15 protein-coding genes are annotated in these 20,912 nt (G+C 64.9%); 7 read left to right on the forward strand and 8 right to left on the reverse strand.

What is annotated here, in order from left to right; genetic code table 11:
* The first annotated feature begins 64 nt into the window (after nucleotides 1-64).
* The 4 genes from AB4Z51_RS28750 (at nucleotide 65) to AB4Z51_RS28765 (ending at nucleotide 5,714) form a co-directional block, all read left to right on the forward strand.
* Nucleotides 65-931 (forward strand): 3-keto-5-aminohexanoate cleavage protein, encoded by an 867-nt coding sequence (locus AB4Z51_RS28750; protein ID WP_441498464.1) that lies wholly within the window; start codon nucleotides 65-67, stop codon nucleotides 929-931.
* 114 nt (nucleotides 932-1,045) lie between these two features.
* Nucleotides 1,046-2,662, forward strand: coding sequence for an acyl-CoA carboxylase subunit beta (locus AB4Z51_RS28755; RefSeq protein ID WP_441498465.1), 1,617 nt, complete (start codon nucleotides 1,046-1,048; stop codon nucleotides 2,660-2,662).
* On the forward strand, nucleotides 2,659-4,635 hold the full coding sequence (locus AB4Z51_RS28760) for an acetyl/propionyl/methylcrotonyl-CoA carboxylase subunit alpha (protein WP_441498466.1): 1,977 nt from the start codon (nucleotides 2,659-2,661) through the stop codon (nucleotides 4,633-4,635). Before AB4Z51_RS28755 ends, AB4Z51_RS28760 begins: the two co-directional genes overlap by 4 nt.
* A gap of 266 nt (nucleotides 4,636-4,901) precedes the next feature.
* The gene (locus AB4Z51_RS28765) at nucleotides 4,902-5,714 is read left to right on the forward strand and encodes a hypothetical protein (RefSeq protein WP_441498467.1); all 813 of its coding nucleotides are present in this window, start codon (nucleotides 4,902-4,904) and stop codon (nucleotides 5,712-5,714) included.
* On the opposite strand, the gene AB4Z51_RS28770 is transcribed toward AB4Z51_RS28765, so the two are convergent.
* From AB4Z51_RS28770 to AB4Z51_RS28800, 7 genes are all read right to left on the reverse strand, one after another.
* On the reverse strand, nucleotides 5,686-6,672 hold the full coding sequence (locus tag AB4Z51_RS28770; protein ID WP_441498468.1) for an ABC transporter ATP-binding protein: 987 nt from the start codon (nucleotides 6,670-6,672) through the stop codon (nucleotides 5,686-5,688). The genes AB4Z51_RS28765 and AB4Z51_RS28770 overlap by 29 nt on opposite strands.
* Nucleotides 6,669-7,676: an ABC transporter ATP-binding protein gene (locus tag AB4Z51_RS28775; RefSeq protein ID WP_441498469.1), complete on the reverse strand. Its 1,008-nt coding sequence runs from the start codon at nucleotides 7,674-7,676 to the stop codon at nucleotides 6,669-6,671. Before AB4Z51_RS28775 ends, AB4Z51_RS28770 begins: the two co-directional genes overlap by 4 nt.
* The gene (locus tag AB4Z51_RS28780; RefSeq protein WP_441498470.1) at nucleotides 7,676-8,569 is read right to left on the reverse strand and encodes an ABC transporter permease; all 894 of its coding nucleotides are present in this window, start codon (nucleotides 8,567-8,569) and stop codon (nucleotides 7,676-7,678) included. The genes AB4Z51_RS28775 and AB4Z51_RS28780 overlap by 1 nt, the downstream gene beginning before the upstream one ends.
* A gap of 9 nt (nucleotides 8,570-8,578) precedes the next feature.
* A complete protein-coding gene (locus AB4Z51_RS28785) occupies nucleotides 8,579-9,526 on the reverse strand; it encodes an ABC transporter permease (protein WP_441498471.1) in 948 nt (315 codons plus the stop codon).
* A 35-nt stretch (nucleotides 9,527-9,561) separates the two neighbouring features.
* Nucleotides 9,562-11,160 (reverse strand): ABC transporter substrate-binding protein, encoded by a 1,599-nt coding sequence (locus AB4Z51_RS28790; protein WP_441498472.1) that lies wholly within the window; start codon nucleotides 11,158-11,160, stop codon nucleotides 9,562-9,564.
* Nucleotides 11,161-11,534: 374 nt separating this feature from the next.
* A complete protein-coding gene (locus tag AB4Z51_RS28795) occupies nucleotides 11,535-13,085 on the reverse strand; it encodes an AMP-binding protein (RefSeq protein ID WP_441498473.1) in 1,551 nt (516 codons plus the stop codon).
* A gap of 18 nt (nucleotides 13,086-13,103) precedes the next feature.
* Entirely contained in the window at nucleotides 13,104-14,258 is a 1,155-nt protein-coding gene (locus AB4Z51_RS28800) for an iron-containing alcohol dehydrogenase (RefSeq protein ID WP_441498474.1), read from the reverse strand.
* Nucleotides 14,259-14,596: 338 nt separating this feature from the next.
* Here AB4Z51_RS28800 and AB4Z51_RS28805 point away from each other — a divergent pair, with 338 nt between their 5' ends.
* The 3 genes from AB4Z51_RS28805 to AB4Z51_RS28815 all read left to right on the forward strand — a co-directional run bounded on the left by AB4Z51_RS28805 (nucleotide 14,597) and on the right by AB4Z51_RS28815 (nucleotide 20,367).
* Nucleotides 14,597-15,808: an efflux RND transporter periplasmic adaptor subunit gene (locus AB4Z51_RS28805; protein WP_354118986.1), complete on the forward strand. Its 1,212-nt coding sequence runs from the start codon at nucleotides 14,597-14,599 to the stop codon at nucleotides 15,806-15,808.
* Complete coding sequence (locus AB4Z51_RS28810) at nucleotides 15,805-18,975, forward strand: efflux RND transporter permease subunit (RefSeq protein WP_441498475.1); 3,171 nt, start codon at nucleotides 15,805-15,807, stop codon at nucleotides 18,973-18,975. The genes AB4Z51_RS28805 and AB4Z51_RS28810 overlap by 4 nt, the downstream gene beginning before the upstream one ends.
* Nucleotides 18,976-19,173: 198 nt before the next feature.
* Nucleotides 19,174-20,367 carry an ABC transporter substrate-binding protein gene (locus tag AB4Z51_RS28815; protein ID WP_071909074.1) on the forward strand — a complete coding sequence of 398 codons (1,194 nt, stop codon included), beginning with the start codon at nucleotides 19,174-19,176 and terminating at the stop codon, nucleotides 20,365-20,367.
* A gap of 158 nt (nucleotides 20,368-20,525) precedes the next feature.
* Here the strand turns inward: AB4Z51_RS28815 and AB4Z51_RS28820 are convergent, their stop codons facing one another.
* Nucleotides 20,526-20,912 (reverse strand): MAPEG family protein, encoded by a 387-nt coding sequence (locus AB4Z51_RS28820; protein WP_063979972.1) that lies wholly within the window; start codon nucleotides 20,910-20,912, stop codon nucleotides 20,526-20,528.

Consider the following 20,912-nt stretch of genomic DNA (forward strand, 5'->3'; position numbering starts at 1 on the left):
AGCCGCATGCCGCTCATCACATGATCGCAAGCGTTGAATTCTCAACGTGCGAGACATTTTTGGCATGAGCGACAAGGCCGTCATCACCTGCGCGCTGAACGGCGTGCTCACCGACCCGAAGCAGCACAACGTGCCTGTGACGCCCGAGCAGATGGCGCGCGAAGCCAAGGCTGCGTTCGATGCCGGTGCCAGCATCATGCACATCCATCTGCGCGAGCAGGCGCCAGACAAGGGACATCTGCCGTCCTGGGACGTGAGCGTCAGCAAGGAGATTCAGCAGGCCATCCGCGAGGCCTGCCCCGGCGTCATCATCAATCACACCTCGGGCGTCTCAGGGCCGAACTACAGCGGCGCGCTCGACTGCATCCGCGAGACCAGGCCCGAGATCGCGGCCTGCAACGCCGGCTCGCTGAACTATCTGAAGGTGAAAGCCGACAACAGTTGGGCCTGGCCGCCGATGATGTTCGACAACGCGGTCGAGAAGGTGAAGGACTATCTCGACGTCATGAACGCGGTCGGGACCATCCCCGAGTTCGAATGTTTCGACGTCGGCATCGTCCGCTGTGTCGGCATGTACCACCAGGTCGGCATGTACAAAGGCCCGCTCGAATATAATTTCGTGATGGGCGTTGCCTCCGGCATGCCGTCCGATCCCGATCTGCTGCCGATCCTGATCAAGCTGAAGCGGCCCGAGGCGCATTTCCAGGTCACCGCGATCGGCCGCGAAGAGATCTGGCCGCTGCACCAGCGCTGCGCCGAGCTCGGCGGCCATCTCCGCACCGGCCTGGAGGACGCCTTCTATCTCGCCGACGGCAAGAAGGTGACGTCGAACGGCCAGTTGATCGAGGCCATCGCCGCCTGCGCCCGCCGTGCGGGCCGCGAGATCGCAAGCCCCGCCGAGGCGCGGAAGATCTTTGGGACGAATAGGTAAGGTATCGCCTCAACCGTCATTGCGAGCGAAGCGAAGCAATCCAGGGTCTTTCCGCGGTGACGGTCTGGATTGCTTCGTCGCTTCGCTCCTCGCAATGACGAGCAGGATAGAGTTATGTCCATTCTCGACAACACCATTTCCCCCGGCAGCACTGCCTATCACGCCAATCGCGACGGCATGCTCGCGCTGATCGACCGCATGCGCGCGCTGGAAGAGCGCACGCGTGCGGCGTCGGCGGCGGCAAAGGATCGCTTCCACAAGCGCGGCCAGCTGCTGCCGCGCGAACGCGTCGCGCTGGTGCTCGATCCCGGCGCGCCCTTCATTGAGCTGTCGACGCTCGCCGGTTACATGTTCGACGTATCAGATGCGAACAAGAGCGTGCCCGGCGGCGGCGTCATCGCCGGCATCGGCTTCGTCTCCGGCGTCCGCTGCATGGTCAGCGCCAATGACGCCGGCATCGATGCCGGTGCGCTCCAGCCTTACGGCCTCGACAAGACGCTGCGGGTGCAGGAGCTCGCGCTGGAGAACAAGCTGCCTTACGTCCAGCTCGTCGAAAGCGCCGGGGCCAATCTGCTGCGCTACCGCGTCGAGGACTTTGTCCGTGGCGGCAACATCTTTCGCAATCTCGCGCGGCTCTCGGCGGCGGGGCTGCCGGTCGTCACCGTCACGCACGGTTCGTCCACGGCGGGCGGCGCCTATCAGACCGGCCTGTCCGACTACATCGTCATGGTGCGCGGCCGCACCCGCGCGTTCCTTGCAGGTCCCCCATTGCTGAAGGCCGCGACAGGCGAGATCGCGACCGAGGAAGAGCTTGGCGGTGCCGAGATGCACACCCAAATCTCCGGCCTCGGCGATTATCTCGCGGAGGACGACCGCGATGCGTTGCGCATCGCGCGCGAGATCATGGCGGCGCTGGAATGGGAGCGGCCGGGCCGGGCGGCTCCGCAGTTCAAGCCGCCGCGCTATGATCAGGACGAGCTGCTCGGCATCATGCCGATGGATCACAAGCGCACCGTCGACATGAAGCAGGTGATCGCGCGTATCGTCGACGATTCCGACTTTACCGAGATGGCGCCCAATTACGGCCCCGCCACCGTCTGCGGTCACGCCCGCATCGAAGGCCAGGCGATCGGCATCATCACCAACAACGGCCCGCTCGATCCCGCCGGCGCCAACAAGGCGACGCATTTCATCCAGGCCTGCTGCCAGACCCGCACGCCGATCCTCTATCTCAACAACACCACCGGCTACATGGTCGGCAAGGCCTATGAAGAAGCCGGCATGATCAAGCACGGCTCCAAGATGATCCAGGCTGTCACGTCGGCGACGGTGCCGCAGATCACCATCTATTGCGGCGCCTCGTTCGGCGCCGGCAATTACGGCATGTGCGGACGCGGCTTCCATCCGCGCTTCTGCTTCTCCTGGCCCAATGCCAAGACCGCCGTGATGGGCGGCGAGCAGGCGGCGGAAACCATGGCGATCGTGACGGAAGCCGCTGCCGCGCGCCGCGGCAAGCCGGTCGAGAAAGAAAAGCTCGACGCGATGAAGGCCCAGATCATCGGCGTGTTCGACGGCCAGATGGACGTGTTCTCGACCAGCGCGCGCGTGCTCGACGACGGCGTGATCGATCCGCGCGACACCCGCGCGGTGCTGTCCGAGGTGCTCGCGATCTGCCGCGAGGGCGATACGCGCACACCCCAGCGCATGCAATTCTCGGTGGCCCGCCCATGAGGAACGGATCAGTGCAGCACCGGCCGTTCTTCAGGGTTTTGGTTGCCAATCGCGGCGAGATCGCGCTACGCGTGATGCGGAGTGCGCGGCAGCTCGGCCTCGGCGTCGTTGCGGTCTATTCGGATGCCGATCGCGATGCGCTCCATGTGCGGCAGGCCGACCAGGCCGTGCGCATCGGCGAGGCCCTGCCCGCGCAATCCTATCTCAACATTTCCGCGATCATCGCCGCGGCCAAGGCGAGCGGCGCGGATGCCGTGCATCCCGGCTATGGCTTCCTCGCCGAGAACGAGGAGTTTGCACAAGCGTGCAAGGATGCGGGCCTCGTCTTCATCGGTCCCTCGCCGCAGGCGATCGAGGCCATGGGTAACAAGGCCGGCGCCAAGGAGATCATGAAGAAGGCCGGCGTGCCCTGCGTGCCCGGCTATCAGGGTGCCGACCAAAGCGACGAGGTCATGCTCGCGGAAGCCAGGAAGATCGGCTTCCCCGTGATGATTAAGGCGGTTGCGGGCGGTGGTGGCCGCGGCATGCGGCTCGTCACCGATGCGGCATCCTTCCCGGATGCGTTGCGTAGCGCGCGGTCGGAGGCAAACGCCGCCTTCGGCGATCCGACCGTTATCCTCGAGCGAGCGATCCAGAACCCGCGGCACATCGAGATCCAGGTGTTCGGCGACAGCCATGGCAACGCCATCCATCTCGGCGAGCGCGACTGCTCGGTGCAGCGGCGACATCAGAAGCTGATCGAGGAGGCGCCATCGCCGGCGGTCACGCCGGAGCTGCGTGCGAAAATGGGCGAGGTCGCGGTAGCGGCAGTCAAGGCGCTGCGCTATGAGGGCGCCGGCACGCTGGAATTCCTGCTCGACGCCAGCGGCGAGTTCTACTTCATGGAGATGAACACGCGCCTCCAGGTCGAGCATCCCGTCACCGAAGCCATCACCGGGCTCGATCTCGTCGAGCTGCAGCTGCGTGTCGCCCGTGGCGAGCCTCTGCCGGTGAAGCAGCAGGACATCAAATTCTCAGGCCACGCCATCGAGGTGCGGCTCTGCTCTGAAGATGCCGCGCAGGATTTCATGCCGCAGTCCGGCCGCATGGCCCGCTGGCAGGTGCCTGACAGCATCCGCGTCGAGCACGCGCTGCAATCGGGCGCGGAGATCCCGCCGTTCTACGATTCCATGATCGCCAAGGTGATCGGCCATGGCGCGACACGGGAGGAGGCGAGGGGGCGGCTGATCGTCGGCCTGGAGCAACTCACTGCGTTTGGCGTGACCACCAATCAGGCGTTCCTGATGTCCTGCCTGCGCCATCCCGGATTTGCCAGGGGCGAGGCGACGACAGCTTTCATCGGCGCACATCGCGACGAACTGTTGGCGCCGCCGGCGAATGCTGCATTCGATACGGCGCTGGCTGGCCTGCTGCTCTATGTCACCAATCCGCGCGCGCCGTCATGGCAAGATGGCCGAAGCCTGGCGGCAACATTCCCGCTGCCGGCGAAAGTCGAGATCGCCGGCCACACCCACGAGCTCGAAGTCACGCGCGAGCGCGATGGCGGCTACATCGTCGCCGCCGACGGCCGTCAGGACAAGTTCGAGATCGACCAGCTCGATCCCGACGCCGTCCGCTTCCGCCACGACGGCGTGATGGACAGCGCAAAATTCCTGCGCGATGGCGACCGGCTCTACCTCCAGCATCGCGGCATCCCGCTTGCGGTCACCGATCTCACCCTCGCCGCACCGAAGGCGGCTGCGAGTAATGGCGGCGATGGCAAAGTCCGCGCCGCCATGAACGGCCGTGTCGTCGCCGTGCTGGTCAAGCCCGGCGACCGCGTCACCGCCGGTCAACCGGTGATGACCTTGGAAGCAATGAAGATGGAGCACGTCCACAAGGCCGGTATCGACGGCGTGGTCGCCGCGATCGACGTCGCCGAAGGCGAACAGGTCACGACGGGCAGGATCGTCGCGGAGATCGGGGCAGGCTAGCCTCTCTCCGTCATTGCGAGCGAAGCGAAGCAATCCAGTCTGCATCCGCAGAAGCACTCTGGATTGCTTCGCAGCGCTCGCAATGACGATGGGGAGAGATGCCGTCTCAAACGCGACTCGCTGCCGTGGCTGCACGCGGGCGTCCCAATAAATCCAAATAATTCCAATATGATATTGCCTGTTTGATCTCGCTCACGATTATTATTGAACATTGTTCAATCCTGGGCTACTAATAATGAGCGATGTCAAATCATGTGGAGGCCTGCATGTTGCGCGCAAATCACCACGCCCGAGAGACCGATGCCCTGCTGCCGTCAGTGTCCCGCCGGTTCTCGTTCGCCCCGCCGCAAGTTCGCGAAAAATATCTGATCGGCGCACTCTTCGTCCTGACGCTCGTGGCGCTCCTCGCGCCGGCGTTGCCCGCCTCCGCCTGGCACATCCCGCATTTCGTCGACACTCGCACCTGGCTGGGCGTGCCCAACGCAGGCGACGTGCTGAGCAATCTTGCCTTCCTGGCGATGGGCGCTTGGGGCTTGCTGCGCCTGCGTGCCCACCCTGATGCGCCCGCGGGTGCAGGTTGCCTCTTCGTGGGTCTGATCCTCACTTGCATAGGATCGTGCATCTATCATCTGGATCCCGACGCGCCGCAGCGGCTGGTGGCCGATCGTCTCGGTATGGCGGTGGCGTTCGCGGGCTTTCTGGGCATCGCGGCCAGCGAGCGCATCAGCGTGCGTGCCGGTCAGGCGGTGGTGGTGCTGGTGACGGTTGCGGGCCTGCTCGCGGCCTGGGTGGCACGCGAGAATCTCACGCCATGGGTGGTCGTGCAGTTCGGCGGCATGGCGTTGGCCGTGGGACTGGCGTTGACACGGCCCCGGCCCGGTGCGCTTGGCGTGTCTCTGGGCGGCGTGATCTTCTTTTACGCGCTGGCCAAGCTTTTCGAGCTGGGTGACGTGACCATATTTGAAGCGACAGGCCACATTGTCTCGGGCCACACGCTCAAGCATCTGGCCGCCGCGCTGGCGGCGTGGCCGGTGATCCGGGCGTTGCGGCCTACTGGCTCCGCCCCGTCCCCTCGTTGAGCAGACACGCCACCTGATGCCCGTCGCCGGCATCCACCAGCGCCGGCCGCTCCGTCTTGCACCGCTCGATCGCAAACCGGCAGCGGGTGTGAAACGCGCAGCCCGATGGCGGATTGACCGGGCTCGGCACGTCGCCGTCGACCAGCGGCGCGAGCTTCTTGGCAAACGGGTTCGCAACCGGCACTGACGCGAGCAGGGCCTGCGTGTAGGGATGGCGCGGGTTGCGGAACAGCTCGTCCTTGCCGGCGATCTCGACGATCCGACCGAGATACATCACGGCGACGCGGTGGCTGATATGGGCGACCACGGCGAGGTCATGCGCGATGAAGAGATAGGAGAAGCCGTGCGCCTTCTGCAGGTCGATCAGGAGATTGATCACCTGCGCCTGGATCGAGACGTCGAGCGCGGAGACCGGTTCATCGCAGACGATCAGGCGCGGCCCGAGCGCCAGCGCGCGTGCGATGCAGATGCGCTGGCGCTGGCCGCCGGAGAATTGATGCGGGAAGTTGCGCATCTGATCAGGCCGCAGGCCCACCTGCTCGAACAGTCTTGCGGTACGCGCTTCCAGCTCCTTGCCGCTTGCGAGCCCGTGCACGGCGAGCGGCTCGCCGACGATGTCGCCGGCGGTCATGCGCGGATTGAGCGAAGCGAACGGGTCCTGGAACACGATCTGCATTGAGCGGCGATGCGGCCGCAGCGCGGTCTTGGAGAGACGGGTGATGTCCTCTCCGTCAAGGCGGATCTGGCCCGAAGTCGGCTCGACCAGCCGCAGCACGCTGCGCGCCACCGTCGACTTGCCGCAGCCGGATTCGCCAACCAGGCCGAGCGTCTCGCCGGTATGAACCGAGAACGAGACGCCATCGACCGCATGCACGGTGCCGACCTGCCGCCGCAACACGCCGGCGCGCACCGGATAGTGCTTCTTGAGATCAGTGACTTCGAGCAGCGCTTCGGTCATGCCACCTCCGCCACTTCGGCCGCGCGCCAGCACGCCGCGAGATGGCCGCCGCCCCAGTCCGCCAGCGGCGGATATTCGACCTCGCAACGCTTGATCGCGAGCTTGCAGCGTGGCGCGAAGGCGCAGCCTTTCGGCAACCGCACCAGCGACGGCACCGTGCCGGGAATTTCGTTCAGTCGAGCCTGCGCCGGCATGCCGGACGCCGGCACAGCGGGGATCGAGGCCATCAGCCCGCGCGTATAGGGATGCTTTGGCGCCGCGAACAGCGCTTCCACCGTTGCCTCCTCCACCTTCTTCCCCGCATACATCACGATCACCCGCTGCGCGGTCTGCGCGACGACGCCGAGATCATGCGTGATCAGCAGGAGCCCGGTGCCGAGCTCCTTCTGAAGGTCGAGGATCAGCGCCAGGATCTGCGCCTGGATGGTGACGTCGAGCGCGGTGGTCGGCTCGTCCGCGATCAGCAGCGCCGGCCGGCAGGCGAGAGCCATCGCGATCATCGCGCGCTGGCGCATGCCGCCGGAAAGCTGATGCGGATATTCCCGCGCGCGCCGCGCCGGTTCGGGAATGCGTACCAGCCGCAGCATTTCGACCGCGATGTCGCGCGCTTCTCTGGCCGGCATCGCCCGGTGCAGCCGCACCGCCTCGACGATCTGGTCACCGATCCGCATCACCGGATTGAGCGAGGTCATCGGCTCCTGGAAGATCATGGAGATGCGATTGCCCCTGACGGCGCGCATCTCGGCTTCATCCAGTGCCAGCAGCTCGGTGCCTTCGAGCGTGACCGTGCCGCCGACGATGCGACCGGGCGGATCGGGGACGAGCCGCATCAGGGAAAGCGCGGTGACGCTCTTGCCGCAGCCGGATTCGCCGACGATCGCCAGCGTCTCGCCGCGCCTCACGGTGAAGGAGACGTCGTCGACGGCTTTGAACAGGCCGGAATTGGTGAAGAACACCGTCTTCAGGTTCTTCACATCGAGCACGAGATCGGATTTGTTTGCCATCAGCCGCGCTGCCGGGGATCGAGGATGTCGCGCAGGGCGTCGCCGAACAGGTTGGCGCCGAACACGGCGAGGCTGATCGCGATGCCCGGGAAGATCACCAGCCATGGCGCAGTGCGGACATATTCGGCGGCGGATTCCGAGAGCATGCGTCCCCAGGACGGATAGGGTTCGGGAATGCCGAGGCCGAGGAAGGACAGCGAGGCCTCGGTCAGGATGGTCGAGCCGAGCTGCGCGGTCGCGAGCACGATCAGCGGCGCCAGCGTGTTCGGCAGCACGTGGCGCAGCGCGATGCGCACCTCGCTCATGCCGATCGACTTGGCGGCTTCGATAAAGGGCAGTTCGCGCAGCGCCAGCGTGTTGGCACGAATGACGCGCGACACCGTCGGGATCAGCGGAATGGCGATGGCGATGATGACGTTCGGCAGGGACGGACCGAGCGCGGCGGTCATGATCAGCGCGAGGACCAGCAATGGAAGCGCTTGAAGAATATCGGAGACGCGCTGGAACACGAGATCGACCCAGCCGGAGAGATAGCCCGAGGTCAGCCCGACGATGACCCCGATCGTGCCGCCAAGTGCCGTCGAGCCGATGCCGACGGCGAGCGAGATCCGCGCGCCGTGGATGATGCGGCTGAACACGTCGCGGCCGAAGGAATCCGTGCCCATCCAATGCGCCAGGCTCGGGCGCGCCAGCGCGCGGGCGGCGTCGATGGTCAGGGGATCGTAACGCGCGATGAAATCGGCAAAGATCGCCGTGAACACGAACAGCGTCATGATCATCAGCCCGGCCGCGCCCAGCACATGCCGCTGCGCCAAATACAGCACGCGCCGCCAGCCACCGGTCGCATACGCGCCGGCCCGCCTCAGTTCAACGTCATAGTCGATTGCGGCCAAGCTGATCTCCTAATCCGTATACCGGATACGCGGGTCGAACACGGCATAGAGCATGTCGACGATGAAGTTCGCGCTCACCACCACGACCGCGATCAGCATCACGAGGTTCTGCACGATCGGATAGTCGCGCCAGCGGATCGCCTCGACCAGGAAGCGCGCGACGCCGGGGATGTTGAATACGGTCTCGGTCACGATCAGGCCGCCGATCAGGAACGCGGCCTCGATGCCGATCACGGTGATGACGGGCAGGATCGCGTTCTTCAGCGCATGCTTATAGTTGACGGCGGCGTCGGAGGCGCCCTTGGCGCGCGCGGTGCGGATATAGTCCTGCCGCAGCACCTCCAGCATCGAGGATCGCGTGATGCGCATGGTCAGCGCGGCGCTGCGGAAGCCGACGGCGGCCGCCGGCACGGCGTAGGTCGCGAACGCCTCGAGCCAGGTCTGCGGGTTGGGATTGAAGATCGGCATCTGGTTGAACATCGCCACCGACGCCGTGAGGATCAGCAGGCCAAGCCAGAACGAGGGCAGCGACAAGCCGCTGAGGCTGACGACGCGCAACGCGTAATCGAGCCGTGTGCCCTGCTTCACCGCGCTGATGACGCCGAGCGGAATGCCGATCGACGCCGAAAACAACAGCGCCAGCCCGGCGAGCCGCGCGGTGATTGGGATCCGCGGCAAAATCTCCTGAAGCGCGGGCTTCTCGGAAACATAGGAGTAGCCGAAATCGCCGCGCAGAAAGCCGCTGATCCAGTGCCAATACTGCACGACCAGCGGCTGGTCGATGCCGAGCTCCTTCTCCAGATTGGCCTTGTCGGCGGGGTCGACGTAGCCCGCCGCGGCGAACAGGATCTCGACGATGTTGCCGGGCACGATGCGCAGCAGGAAGAAGATGACGACCGAGATCCCGAACAGGGTCACGAGCATCAGGAACAGGCGCCGCACCAGATAGGCAAACATGCATCGCCTCCTGTCGAAACCGTCAGCCGCCTGCGCTACTTGTCCATCCAGACGTCCTCGTAGCGATACCCATTATAGGAGCTGTTCGACATCACCGTTACGCCCTTGACATAGGGCTGCCAGCAGGAGCCGGTGCGCGCGTGGAAGATGATCGGGCGGGCGACGTCCTCCTGCAGCTTCTTGTCGATGTCCCACACCAGCTTCTTGCGCTTGTTGACGTCGGTCTCCTGCGACTGCACGTCGAACAGCTTTTCGATCTCCTTGTTGCAGTAATTGGTGTAGTTGCGCTCGGAGCCGCAGGAATAGTTCTCGTAGAACGACTGGTCGGGATCGTCGACGGCGTTGCCGGTCAAATTGAGCCCGAGCATGTAGTCCTTGCGTGCGATCTTCGGGAACCAGTTCGCGGTCTCGACCACGTCGAGCTCGCCGTCGATATAGATGCTCTTGAGCTGGTCGATCAGGATCACCGCGGGATCGCGGTAGACCGGGATGTTGCGGGTCGAGACCTTGACGGCGAGATGCTTGTCCGGCCCGTAGCCGGCCTTCTGCATCAGCTTCCTGGCTTCCTCGCGGTTGGCGTTCACATCGGGGCCATAGCCGGGAATGGTCTCGAGCATCTCCTTCGGCATGCCCCACAGCCCGTTCGGCGGCGGCAGCATGGTGCCGCCGACATCGCCCTGGCCCTCGAACATGATCGAGATGAACGCCTTGCGGTCGAGCGACAGCGCCATGGCGCGGCGGATGTCGATATTGTCGAACGGCGGCGAGGACGAATTGACGATGATGTTGGTGGCGACATTGTTGGGCTCGACCACGCAGACCGCTTTCGGCGCCTGCGATTTGACGTCCTTCAGCAGCGGAATGCTCACTTCAGTCGGGAACGCCATGTCGAACTTGCCGGCGACGAAGGCGAGGATCGCGGTCGAACGGTTCGGGATGATGGTGAACTCGATGCCGTCGAGATAGGGCCGCCCCTCGCGCCAATAGTCGGGATTGCGGGTCAGCTTGATCGATTCATTGGCCTTGAACTCGACGAATTTGAAGGGGCCGGTGCCGATCGGGTGCGTGCGCATGTCGCCGGGCGAGACGTGACAGGGATAGACCGGCGTGTAGCCCGAGGCGAGCAGGGCCAGCAGCGACGGCTGCGGCCGCTTCAAGTTGAAGGAAACTTCGAGGTCGCCGTTGGTGGAGACGTCGTTGACCTGCTCGTACCAGGTCTTGCGCGGATTCTGCCGGAACTTCTGCTGCGACTTGCCCATCAGCATGTCGAAGGTGCATTTGACGTCCGCGGAGGTGAACGGCTTGCCGTCATGCCATTTCACGCCCGGGCGCAGCTTGAAGGTCAGCGTCTTGTTGTCGTTGACCCAGGCCCAGCTCTCGGCGAGTTCCGGAATGATGTTGTCCATCCTGTTCTGCGCCTCGTCCTGCTTGTAGATGACGAGGTTGTTGAACACAGGCATGAAGGGAACATTGAGCGAATAGGTCGCGCCTTCATGGATCGAGGCATTGCCGGGGCTGTCGCGGTGGTACATCCGCAGGATTCCGCCCTGCTTGGGCCCGCCGGCGAGCGCGGTCGTCGAGGCCGTCAGCACAGATAGCACCGCCACTGCGGCGAGCGCCCACACGCTCCGCATGCTCATCCTCCCTGGACATTAGTCTTTTGGGCCTTTGCGGCCTGTTTGTCAGACGATAGCGACGCGCGTGCAACGAGGCAACCGGCAAGGCCGCTCGCCGCCTCGACAATTCGGATGACGGAAGGCCGCAGGCGTTCACACTCTCTTCATGTGAGAGTGCAGGTGCGAAGGGATGGTTCCTGTGCAGATGTTGCGGGCAGCTGCCTCAACAAACTCCGCCGTCGTCCCGGACAAGCGAAGCGCAGATCCGGGATCCATAGCCACAGGAAGTCGTTTGATGAAGACTCGGAGTTACCTGCTCGCGTGACGACTCCTGCCGGTGGTTATTGGTCCCGGGTTCGCGGCTTCGTCGCGCCCCGGGACGACAGTGGGGCTCACACGATCCGTGACGTCTTGTTCCCCCAATAGCGGTCCCGCAGCAGCCGCTTGTACAGCTTGCCCGTCGGCAGCCGCGGCAGTTCCTTCTCGAAATCGACCGAGCGCGGCACCTTCTGCCGCGACAGCGACTGGCCGCAGAAGGCGATCAGTTCTTCGGCGAGCGCCTCGCCCGGCACGATGCCGGGCATCAGCTGCACCACCGCCTTCACCTCTTCGCCGAGATCGGGATTGGGCACGCCGAACACCGCGGCATCGGCGACCTTCGGATGGGTGATCAGCAGGTTCTCGCATTCCTGCGGATAGATGTTCACCCCGCCGGAGACGATCATGAAGGTCGCGCGGTCGGTCAAATAGAGGAAACGATCCTCGTCGACATAGCCGACGTCGCCGACCGTGCTCATGCTGCCGTCGGCCGAGCGCGCCTCCCTGGTCTTCTCGGGGTCGTTGAAATATTCGAACGCCGAGGCCGTCTTGAACCAGACCTGGCCCGGCGTCCCGGTCGGGCACGCCCTCATGTTCTCGTCGAGAATGTGGAGGTCGCCGAGCAGCACCTTGCCGACGGTGCCGCGGTGGCTAAGCCATTCCTCGCTGTTGCAGGCGGTGAAGCCGAGGCCTTCGGTCGCGCCGTAATATTCGTGGATGATCGGCCCCCACCATTTGATGATGTCGTCCTTGACCAGTGCCGGGCAGGGCGCTGCGGCGTGGATCGCGATCTCGAGCGACGACAGGTCGTAGCGGCCGCGCACCTCCTCCGGCAGCTTCAGCAAGCGCGAGAACATCGTCGGCACCAGCTGGGTGTGGGTGATACCCCATTGCTGGACGAGCTGGAGATAACGTTCGGGATCGAACGTCTCCTTGATGATCACGGTGCCGCCCATGCGGATCGTGAGGTTCACCGCGGCTTGCGGCGCGGAGTGATAGAGCGGGGCAGGCGAGAGATAGACCATGCCCTCGCGATAGCGCCAAAGCTTTGTCAGGAAATCGAACAGCGGCAGATTGTGCTTCGGCGGTTCCTCCGGCAGCGGGCGCAGGATGCCTTTCGGCCGTCCGGTCGTGCCGGATGAATAGAGCATGGCGGTGCCGAGCCATTCATCGGCGATCGGAGCCTCGGGCAGGTCGGCGGTCACCTCGGCGAGGCCGACGATACGGTCGCTCTCGCCGGGGCCGTCGGCGACGATGCAGAGCTTGATGGCCGGACAGGCCTTGATCGCCTCGCGGGCGATGTCGAGTTTCGCAACGGACGTGATCAGGATTTTCGACTGGCTGTTGACGAGGAGATAGGCGAGCTCGCCCGGCGTCAGGAACGAGTTGATGCAGGTGTAGTACAGCCCGGAGCGCTCGCCCGCGCCGCAGGCTTCGAGGTAGCGCGAATTGTTCTCCATGAAGATCGAATAATGGTCGAGCCGCTTCAAGCCGTGCTCGCGGAACAGATGCGCCAGGCGGTTGCTGCGCGCATCGAGCTCGCGATAGGTGACGGCCTCGCCGGTTGCAGCCATGATGAAGGCGGGCTGGAGCGGGCGTAGACGAGCATGCTGACCTGGATACATCAGTCCTCCGGCTTGAAATTATGCGGCGAGAAGCAGGATTTCGCGAATGTCGGCGGGGCCGCCGATCTTGCGCGGGTTGCGCGGGATCCAGTTGGTGCGCATCGCCTGTTCGGCGATGGCGTCGAAATGCTCAGGCGAGACGCGGACGTCGGCGAGGCTGCGCGGCATGCCGAGCGAGCGGATGAAGGCGTCGAGCACGTCGCCGGCGTTGTGGCCGGGAAAACCCATCGCGGCGGCGACGATCGTCTGGCGCTCGGAATTGTCGCGCGCATTCCAGCGCATCACCGCAGGGAGCATGATGCAGGAGGTGTAGCCGTGCGGCACGTCGAAGGCCGCACCCAGCACATAGCCAATGCCATGGCTCGCGCCCATCGGCACGCCGGCGGCGAGCGCGCCCATCGACAGCCAGGTGCCGATCTGCGCATCCATGYGGGCGTCGAGGTCGGCAGGGTCGGCCTTCACCCGCGGCAGCGCGTCGGCGAGCATGGCCAGCCCCTTCACCGACTGCGCATCGGCATAAGGGTGCGTCTCGCGCGAGCAGATCGCCTCGACGCAATGGTCGACGGCGCGGATGCCGGTGGAGAGAAACAGCCATTCCGGCGTGTGCACGGTGATGGCGGGATCGAGGATGGTCGCGCGCGGCACCGTGAGCGGATGCCGCAGCATCTGCTTCACATGCGTGACACGGTCGGTGACGCCGGCGATCGCGCTGAATTCGCCGCCGGCGATCGTGGTCGGAACGCTGATCTGGCGCACGCTCGGCGCCGTTATTTCCGGCGCGACGCCCTTGTGGACGCGGATGCGCTCGATGCCGTCGATATCGTCAATGCCGTTGGCAAGGCAGAGCTGCACCGCCTTGGCACCGTCGGTGATCGAGCCGCCGCCCACGGTTACGATCAGGTCGGCGTTCACTTCGCGTGCGGCATTGGTGGCGGCGATCACCGCCTCGCGCGGAGTGTGCGCCGGCATGGCGTCGAACAGGCCGGCGCAACGCGCGCCGAGCGCCTGTTTGATCTTCGCGATTTCGTCGGTCTGACGGTTCAGCGTGCCCGAGACCATCAGGAAGGCGCGGCGCGTCCCCAGCCGGTCCATCTGCGCAACGACGGCCTCGGCCGCGGGATGGCCGAACACGACCTCCTCGATCGCGCCGTAAACGACACGTCCCTGGTGCACGCCTGTCCTCCCAGGACAATTCGGCTTTGTTTTTCTGGGAGCAATCTAGCCGAGCGGACGGTGTCCGTCATGTGCGAAGACGCTGGCGACTTTCTTACCCTCCGCCTCCAGGGGAGGGTGGCGAGCGCCGCGTCTTGATTGCTGACCTTCCGCCGACGCGCATCAGCTGCCGCTTGTCATCATCTCTCTCGCTGTCAACCCGTCATCCGGCTAGGGCATCCGCCCAAGCGTTGCRCGCGCTTTCGTCTTGAAGATTTCATCATTGAAACCCATCTTGTGTCGCCCGCGGGTAGGCGAGTACGCTGCTTTTGCTGCGGCAAATGTGCGAGGGACTTGGGATGAGCGGACCGGACCGAAACGAGCATTTTGTCAAAACGCACGATTTCGTCCTACCTCGACTTTGCGCAATTGCCGGGCTCCTCGCCGCGACGTTCGCTCTCACTGGTTGCGGACAACCGGCCTCGCAGGCCGCCGCCCCACCGCCGCCGCCGGTGACCGTCGCCCAGCCCGTCAAGCGCACCGTCACCGATTGGGATGAGTTCACCGGCCGCTTCGAGGCGGTCGAGGAGGTGCAGGTGCGCCCCCGTGTCGGCGGCTTCGTCAACTCCGTCGAGTTCCAGGACGGCGCGATCGTGCATCAGGGCGACCTGCTCTATGTCATCGACCCGCGCCCGTTCGAGGCGGTGGCCGAGCAGGCGGACGGCCAGTTGTCCGACGCGCGTGCCAAGGTGGAGCTTGCCAAGCGCGAGCTCGACCGTGGCCTGAACCTGGTCCAGACCAGCGCGGTCTCCGAGCAGGCCGTCGACCAGCGTCGCCAGGCCTTGCAGGCGGCGCATGCCGCGGAGACGCAGGCCGCAGGTGCGCTGAAGGCCGCCCGGCTCAATATCGAGTTCACCCATGTGACCGCGCCGCTCACCGGCCGCGTCAGCCGCCATCTCGTCAGCCCCGGCAATCTCGTGCAGGGCAGCGATACCGGCACCTCGACGCTGCTGACCTCGATCGTCGCGCTCGACCCGATCTACGTCTATTTCGACATGGATGAGGCGACCTTCATCAAATACAGCAAGCTGTGGTTCGAAGGCCGGCGCCCGAGCTCGCGCGACACCGCGAACCCAGTGCAGGTGACGCTCGCCGGCGAGACCAAGCCGTCGCATGAGGGCACCATCAACTTCCTCGACAACCGCCTCGATGTCTCCACCGGCACGCTGCGCAGCCGCGCCGTGATCAAGAACACCGATCTCTCGATCCTGCCGGGCCAGTTCGGCCGCGTCCGCCTGATCGGCAGCGCGCCCTATGAGGCGCTGCTGATTCCCGACGTTGCCGTCGCAACCGACCAGTCCCGCAAGATCGTGTTCGTCGTGAAGCCGGACGACACCGTCGAGGCGCGCCCCGTGGTGCTCGGTCCGCTCGATGAGGGCCTGCGCGTGATCCGCGAGGGACTGAAGGCGGAGGACCGCGTCATCGTCAACGGCATCCAGCGCGCCCGCGTCGGCGCCAAGGTCGCTCCGTCTCCTGCGCCAGCGCCGGCCAAGCCCGGTGACAAGTCATGAACCTTGGCCGTCTCTCCATCAACCAGCCCATCCTGGCGATGGTGCTGTCGATCGTGCTGCTGATCGTCGGCGCGCTCGCCTATACGACGCTGCCGGTCTCCGAATATCCGCAAGTGGTGCCGCCGACCGTCGTTGTCACCACGCAATATCCGGGCGCCTCGGCGCAGACCGTGTCCGACACCGTCGCAGCTCCCATCGAGCAGCAGATCAATGGCGTCGAGGACATGCTGTATCTCTACAGCCAGGCGACCTCGAACGGGCAATTGACGATCACCGTCACCTTCAAGCTCGGGACTGACCTCGACAAGGCGCAGGTGCTGGTGCAGAACCGCGTCGCGATCGCACAGCCGCAACTGCCGGACGAAGTGCAGCGCAACGGCGTCGTCACGCGCAAGAACTCGCCCGACATCCTGATGGTCGTGTTCATGCTGTCGCCGGACGACACCTTCGACCAGCTCTACATCTCCAATTACGCGCTGCTCCAGGTCCGTGACCAGCTGCTGCGGATCGACGGCGTCGGCGACATCCAGATCTTCGGCGCACGCGACTATTCGATGCGGCTCTGGCTCGATCCTGATCGTATCGCCAATCTCGGCCTGACCTCGACCGAGGTGCTGGCCGCGATCCGTGCCCAGAACGTCCAGATCGCGGGCGGCCAGATCGCCGAACCGCCGATCGGCGACCGCGCCTTCCAGCCAAACCTCGTTTTCACCGGGCGCCTGAAGGACCAGAAGCAGTTCGAGGACATCCTGATCAAGGCCGGCTCCGACGGCCGCACGGTGCGGCTGCGCGACGTCGCCCGCATCGAGCTTGGTGCTCTCGCGTACTCAACCAACAGCTTCCTGTTGCGCAAGTCGGCGGTTGCCATGCTGGTGACGCAGCGGCCGGGATCGAACGCGCTTGCGACGGCAAAGAATATCTCCGACACCATGGTGAAGCTCAAGGAGAGCTTTCCGAAAGGCCTCGACTACAATATCGGCTACAACCCGACCGAGTTTATCGCGCAGTCCGTCCACGAGCTGATCAAGACCATCTACGAGGCCATGCTGCTCGTGGTCATCGTGGTGCTGGTGTTCCTGCAAGGCTGGCGGCCCGCGATCATTCCGATCATCGCGATCCCTGTCTCGCTGGTCGGCACCTTCGCGGTGATGGCGGCGCTCGGCTTCTCCATCAACAACCTCACTTTGTTCGGCCTCGTGCTTGCGGTTGGCATCGTGGTCGACGACGCCATCGTGGTGGTGGAGAATGTGGAGCGCCATCTCGAGCACGGCTTAAGTCGGCGCGATGCGGCGCTGAAGACCATGGAGGAGGTCGGCGGCGCGCTGGTCTCGATCGCGCTGGTGCTCTGCGCCGTGTTCGTGCCGACCGCATTCATTGGCGGCATCTCCGGGCAGTTCTTCCAGCAATTCGCCGTCACCATCGCGGTGGCGACCGCGATCTCCTGCTTCTGCTCGCTGACGCTGTCGCCGGCGCTGGCTTCGATGATCCTCACACCGCACGCAGAGAAGCGACCGCCTGCCGCCTGGAATCTCCTCGCGCGTGGCTGGAATGCGTTCACTGGCGTGTTCAACCGCGTGTTCGACCGGCTCTCGCACGGCTATGCCGGTCTCGCCAATTTCGTCATCCGTCACTCCGTGGTGATGATCCTGATCTATGTCGTGCTGATCRGCAGCGCCGGCTGGCTGATCGCGACCACGCCGCAGGGCTTCATTCCCGCGCAGGATCGCGGCTACGTCATCATCTCCGTGCAATTGCCGGGCGCGGCGTCGCTGGCGCGCACCACCGAAGTCGTGCGCGAGATCGAGCGGATCTCGCTGGACACGCCCGGCATCGTCCGCGTCGCCGCCTTCGCCGGCTTCTCGGGCGCCACCCGCACGCAGGCGGGCAATGCTGCGGCGCTGTTCCCGGTGTTCGACGAGCCCGAGGCGCGGATGAAGAAGGGATTGTCTGCGAACGCCATCACGGTCGAACTGCGCAAGCGCCTGGCCGCAATCCAGGGCGCCTTCATCATCGTGATTCCGCCGCCGGCCGTGCCCGGCATCGGCACCGGCGGCGGCTTCACCATCCGCGTCCAGGACCGCCAGGGCCGAGGACCTGAGCTGCTCGCCGCGGCCACCGATGAGCTTGTCGCCGCGGCGCGCAAATCGCCGTTGCTGCTCGGCCCCACGGTGTTCTCCCCGTTCTCGGCCAACACGCCGCAGCTCTTCGTCGACATCGACCGCACCAAGGCGCAGAAGCTCGGCGTGCCCATCGCCAGCATCAACGACACGATCCAGACCTACTTCGGATCGACCTACGTCAACGACTTCAACCTGTTCGGCCGCACCTATCACGTCACCGCGCAGGCTGACTTCCCGTTTCGAAAAGAGCCCAGCGACCTCTCGCGCCTGCGCACGCGCAACGCCTCCGGCGACATGGTGATGCTCGGCAGCGTGGTCGAGTTCAAGGACGTCTCCGGCCCCGACCGCGTCGCGCGCTACAATCTCTATGCTGCGTCCGAGCTCCAAGGCGAGCCGGCGCCGGGCACCAGCTCGACCACCGCGCTCAACACCATCAAGAAGCTCGCGGACGACATCTTGCCCAGCGGCTTCACCTTCGAATGGACCGATCTGTCCTATCAGCAGGTCACCGGCGGCAATGCGGGCCTGCTCGTGTTCCCGATCTGCGTGCTGTTCGTCTATCTCGTGCTCGCCGCGCAATATGGCAGCTGGACGCTGCCGTTCGCGGTGATCCTGATCGTGCCGATGTGCCTGTTGGCCGCCACGATCGGCGTGCGCATCATGGGGCAGGACGTCAACATCCTCACCCAGATCGGATTCGTCGTTCTGGTGGGGTTAGCTGCAAAGAACGCGATCCTGATCGTCGAGTTCGCACGCGACATCGAGAAGGAAGGCAAGCCGCGGCTGGAGGCGGTGATCGATGCCTGCCGCCTGCGCCTGCGGCCGATCCTGATGACCTCCTTCGCCTTCATCCTCGGCGTGCTGCCGCTGGTGATATCGTCCGGCTCCGGCTCGGAGATGCGGCAGGCGGTCGGCGTTGCCGTGTTCTTCGGCATGATCGGCGTCACCCTGTTCGGCCTGCTGTTCACCCCGATCTTCTATGTGGTGGTGCGGAACCTGGCGGAAGGGCGGAACGAGGGGAAGAAGCCGGAGGTGGTGGCCCCCTAGTTGTCGGTGGCGGCCACGGGCTTACCCAAATCCTCCCTGTGGTTATGGGCCCCGGATCTGCGCTGCGCTTGTCCGGGGCGACACCAATTTTGTAGCTGGCGCCCATACTAACGACCAACATGAAATGGATGGGCAGGCGCGGGGTTCTTCACTAGTATCCGCGCGATTTCAAAACAGAAAACTGCTGGGAGCCAACATATGAAATCAGCACTTTTGGCCGCTGTCGCAACGTCTGCTCTGTTACTCGCTGCGCCGGCCTCCGCCCAAGGCGTCAAGATCGGCATTCTCAACGATCAGTCCGGCGTCTATGCCGACTACGGCGGCAAATACTCGGTCGAAGCCGCCAAGATGGCGATCGAGGATTTCGGCGGCGAGGTGCTTGGCCAGAAGATCGAGATGGTCACCGCCGATCACCAGAACAAGCCGGATCTCGCCACGTCGATCGCGCGGCGCTGGTACGACGTCGAGAATGTGGACATGATCACGGAGCTGACGACCTCCTCGGTCGCGCTCGCGATCCACGAGCTCTCCAAGGAAAAGAAGAAGATCGACATCGTCGTCGGCGCCGCGACCTCGCGCCTCACCGGCGATGCCTGCCAGCCCTACGGCTTCCACTGGGCCTATGACACCCGTGCGCTCGGCGTCGGCACTGGCGGCGCGCTGACGAAAGCGGGCGGCGACACCTGGTTCTTCCTCACGGCCGACTATGCCTTCGGCTATGCGCTGGAAAAGGACACCAGCGAGATCGTCACCGCCAATGGCGGCAAGGTGGCCGGCTCGGTCCGCGTGCCGCTCAACTCGTCGGACTTCTCCTCCTTCCTGCTCCAGGCGCAGAGCTCGAAGGCGAAGATCGTCGGCCTCGCCAATGCCGGCCTCGACACCACCAACTCGATCAAGCAGGCGGCCGAGTTCGGCATCGTCTCCGGCGGCCAGAAGCTTGCCGGCCTCCTGATGACGCTCGCCGAGGTGAATGGCCTCGGTCTGCAGGCCGCGCAAGGTCTGGTGCTGACCGAGGGCTATTACTGGGACCTCAACGACCGCACCCGCCATTTCGGCGAACGCTTCTTCAAGCGCACCAGCCGGATGCCGAACATGATCCAGGCCGGCACCTATTCGGCGACGCTGAGCTATCTCAAGGCGGTCAAGGCCGCCGGCACCAAGGACCCCGACGCGGTCGCCAAGAAGCTGAAGGAGCTGCCGGTCGACGACGACTTTGCGCAGGGCGGCAAGGTGCTCGAGAACGGCCGCATGGTCCACGACATGTATCTGTTCGAGGTCAAGAAGCCGTCGGAATCGAAGAAGCCGTGGGATTATTACAAGCTGCTCGCAACCGTCCCCGGCGACAAGGCGTTCTTCGCCGCCAAGGACAGCGGCTGCCCGCTGACGAAGTAAGGCTCTCGTGTCCCGGACGCGCTGCAGCGTGAAACGCTGCTGCGCAGAGCCGGGACCCACATTTCTCCATGGGGCGAGACCAGATTGGGTCCCGGTTCAGCGGCGCAGTGTTGCACGCTGCACCGCGCCCTGGAGACGGGCGCGCGTGATGCCGCGCCTCACACCATCCGCAACACCACCGCCCCCAATGCCCCCGCCCACAGCGCAATCGCCGCGATGCCCTGGATCGCAAAGCCCGGGCCGCGCTTTGCCGCGGCCTGCGAATAACCGATGAAGTAGACGATGCGGCCGATGATCCAGACCGCGCCGATTCCCGCCGCAATGGCGTCGCCGATATAGATCGCGAACAGCCAGAGCGCCGGCAGGAAGACCGGCATCCATTCCAGCGTGTTCGCCTGGATGCGGAAGGCGCGCTCGAAATCCGGGTGGCCCGACATTGCCGGCACCTTGACACCGGTCTTGGTGCGCGCGCGCGAGACGTTGATGCAGGTGAACATGTAGAATGCGATCGCCAGCAGCGTGACGAGGGCGGTGAGATGATACAT

The sequence above is a fragment of the Bradyrhizobium sp. 2TAF36 genome (assembly GCF_052114925.1).
Lineage (GTDB): Bacteria > Pseudomonadota > Alphaproteobacteria > Rhizobiales > Xanthobacteraceae > Bradyrhizobium > Bradyrhizobium barranii.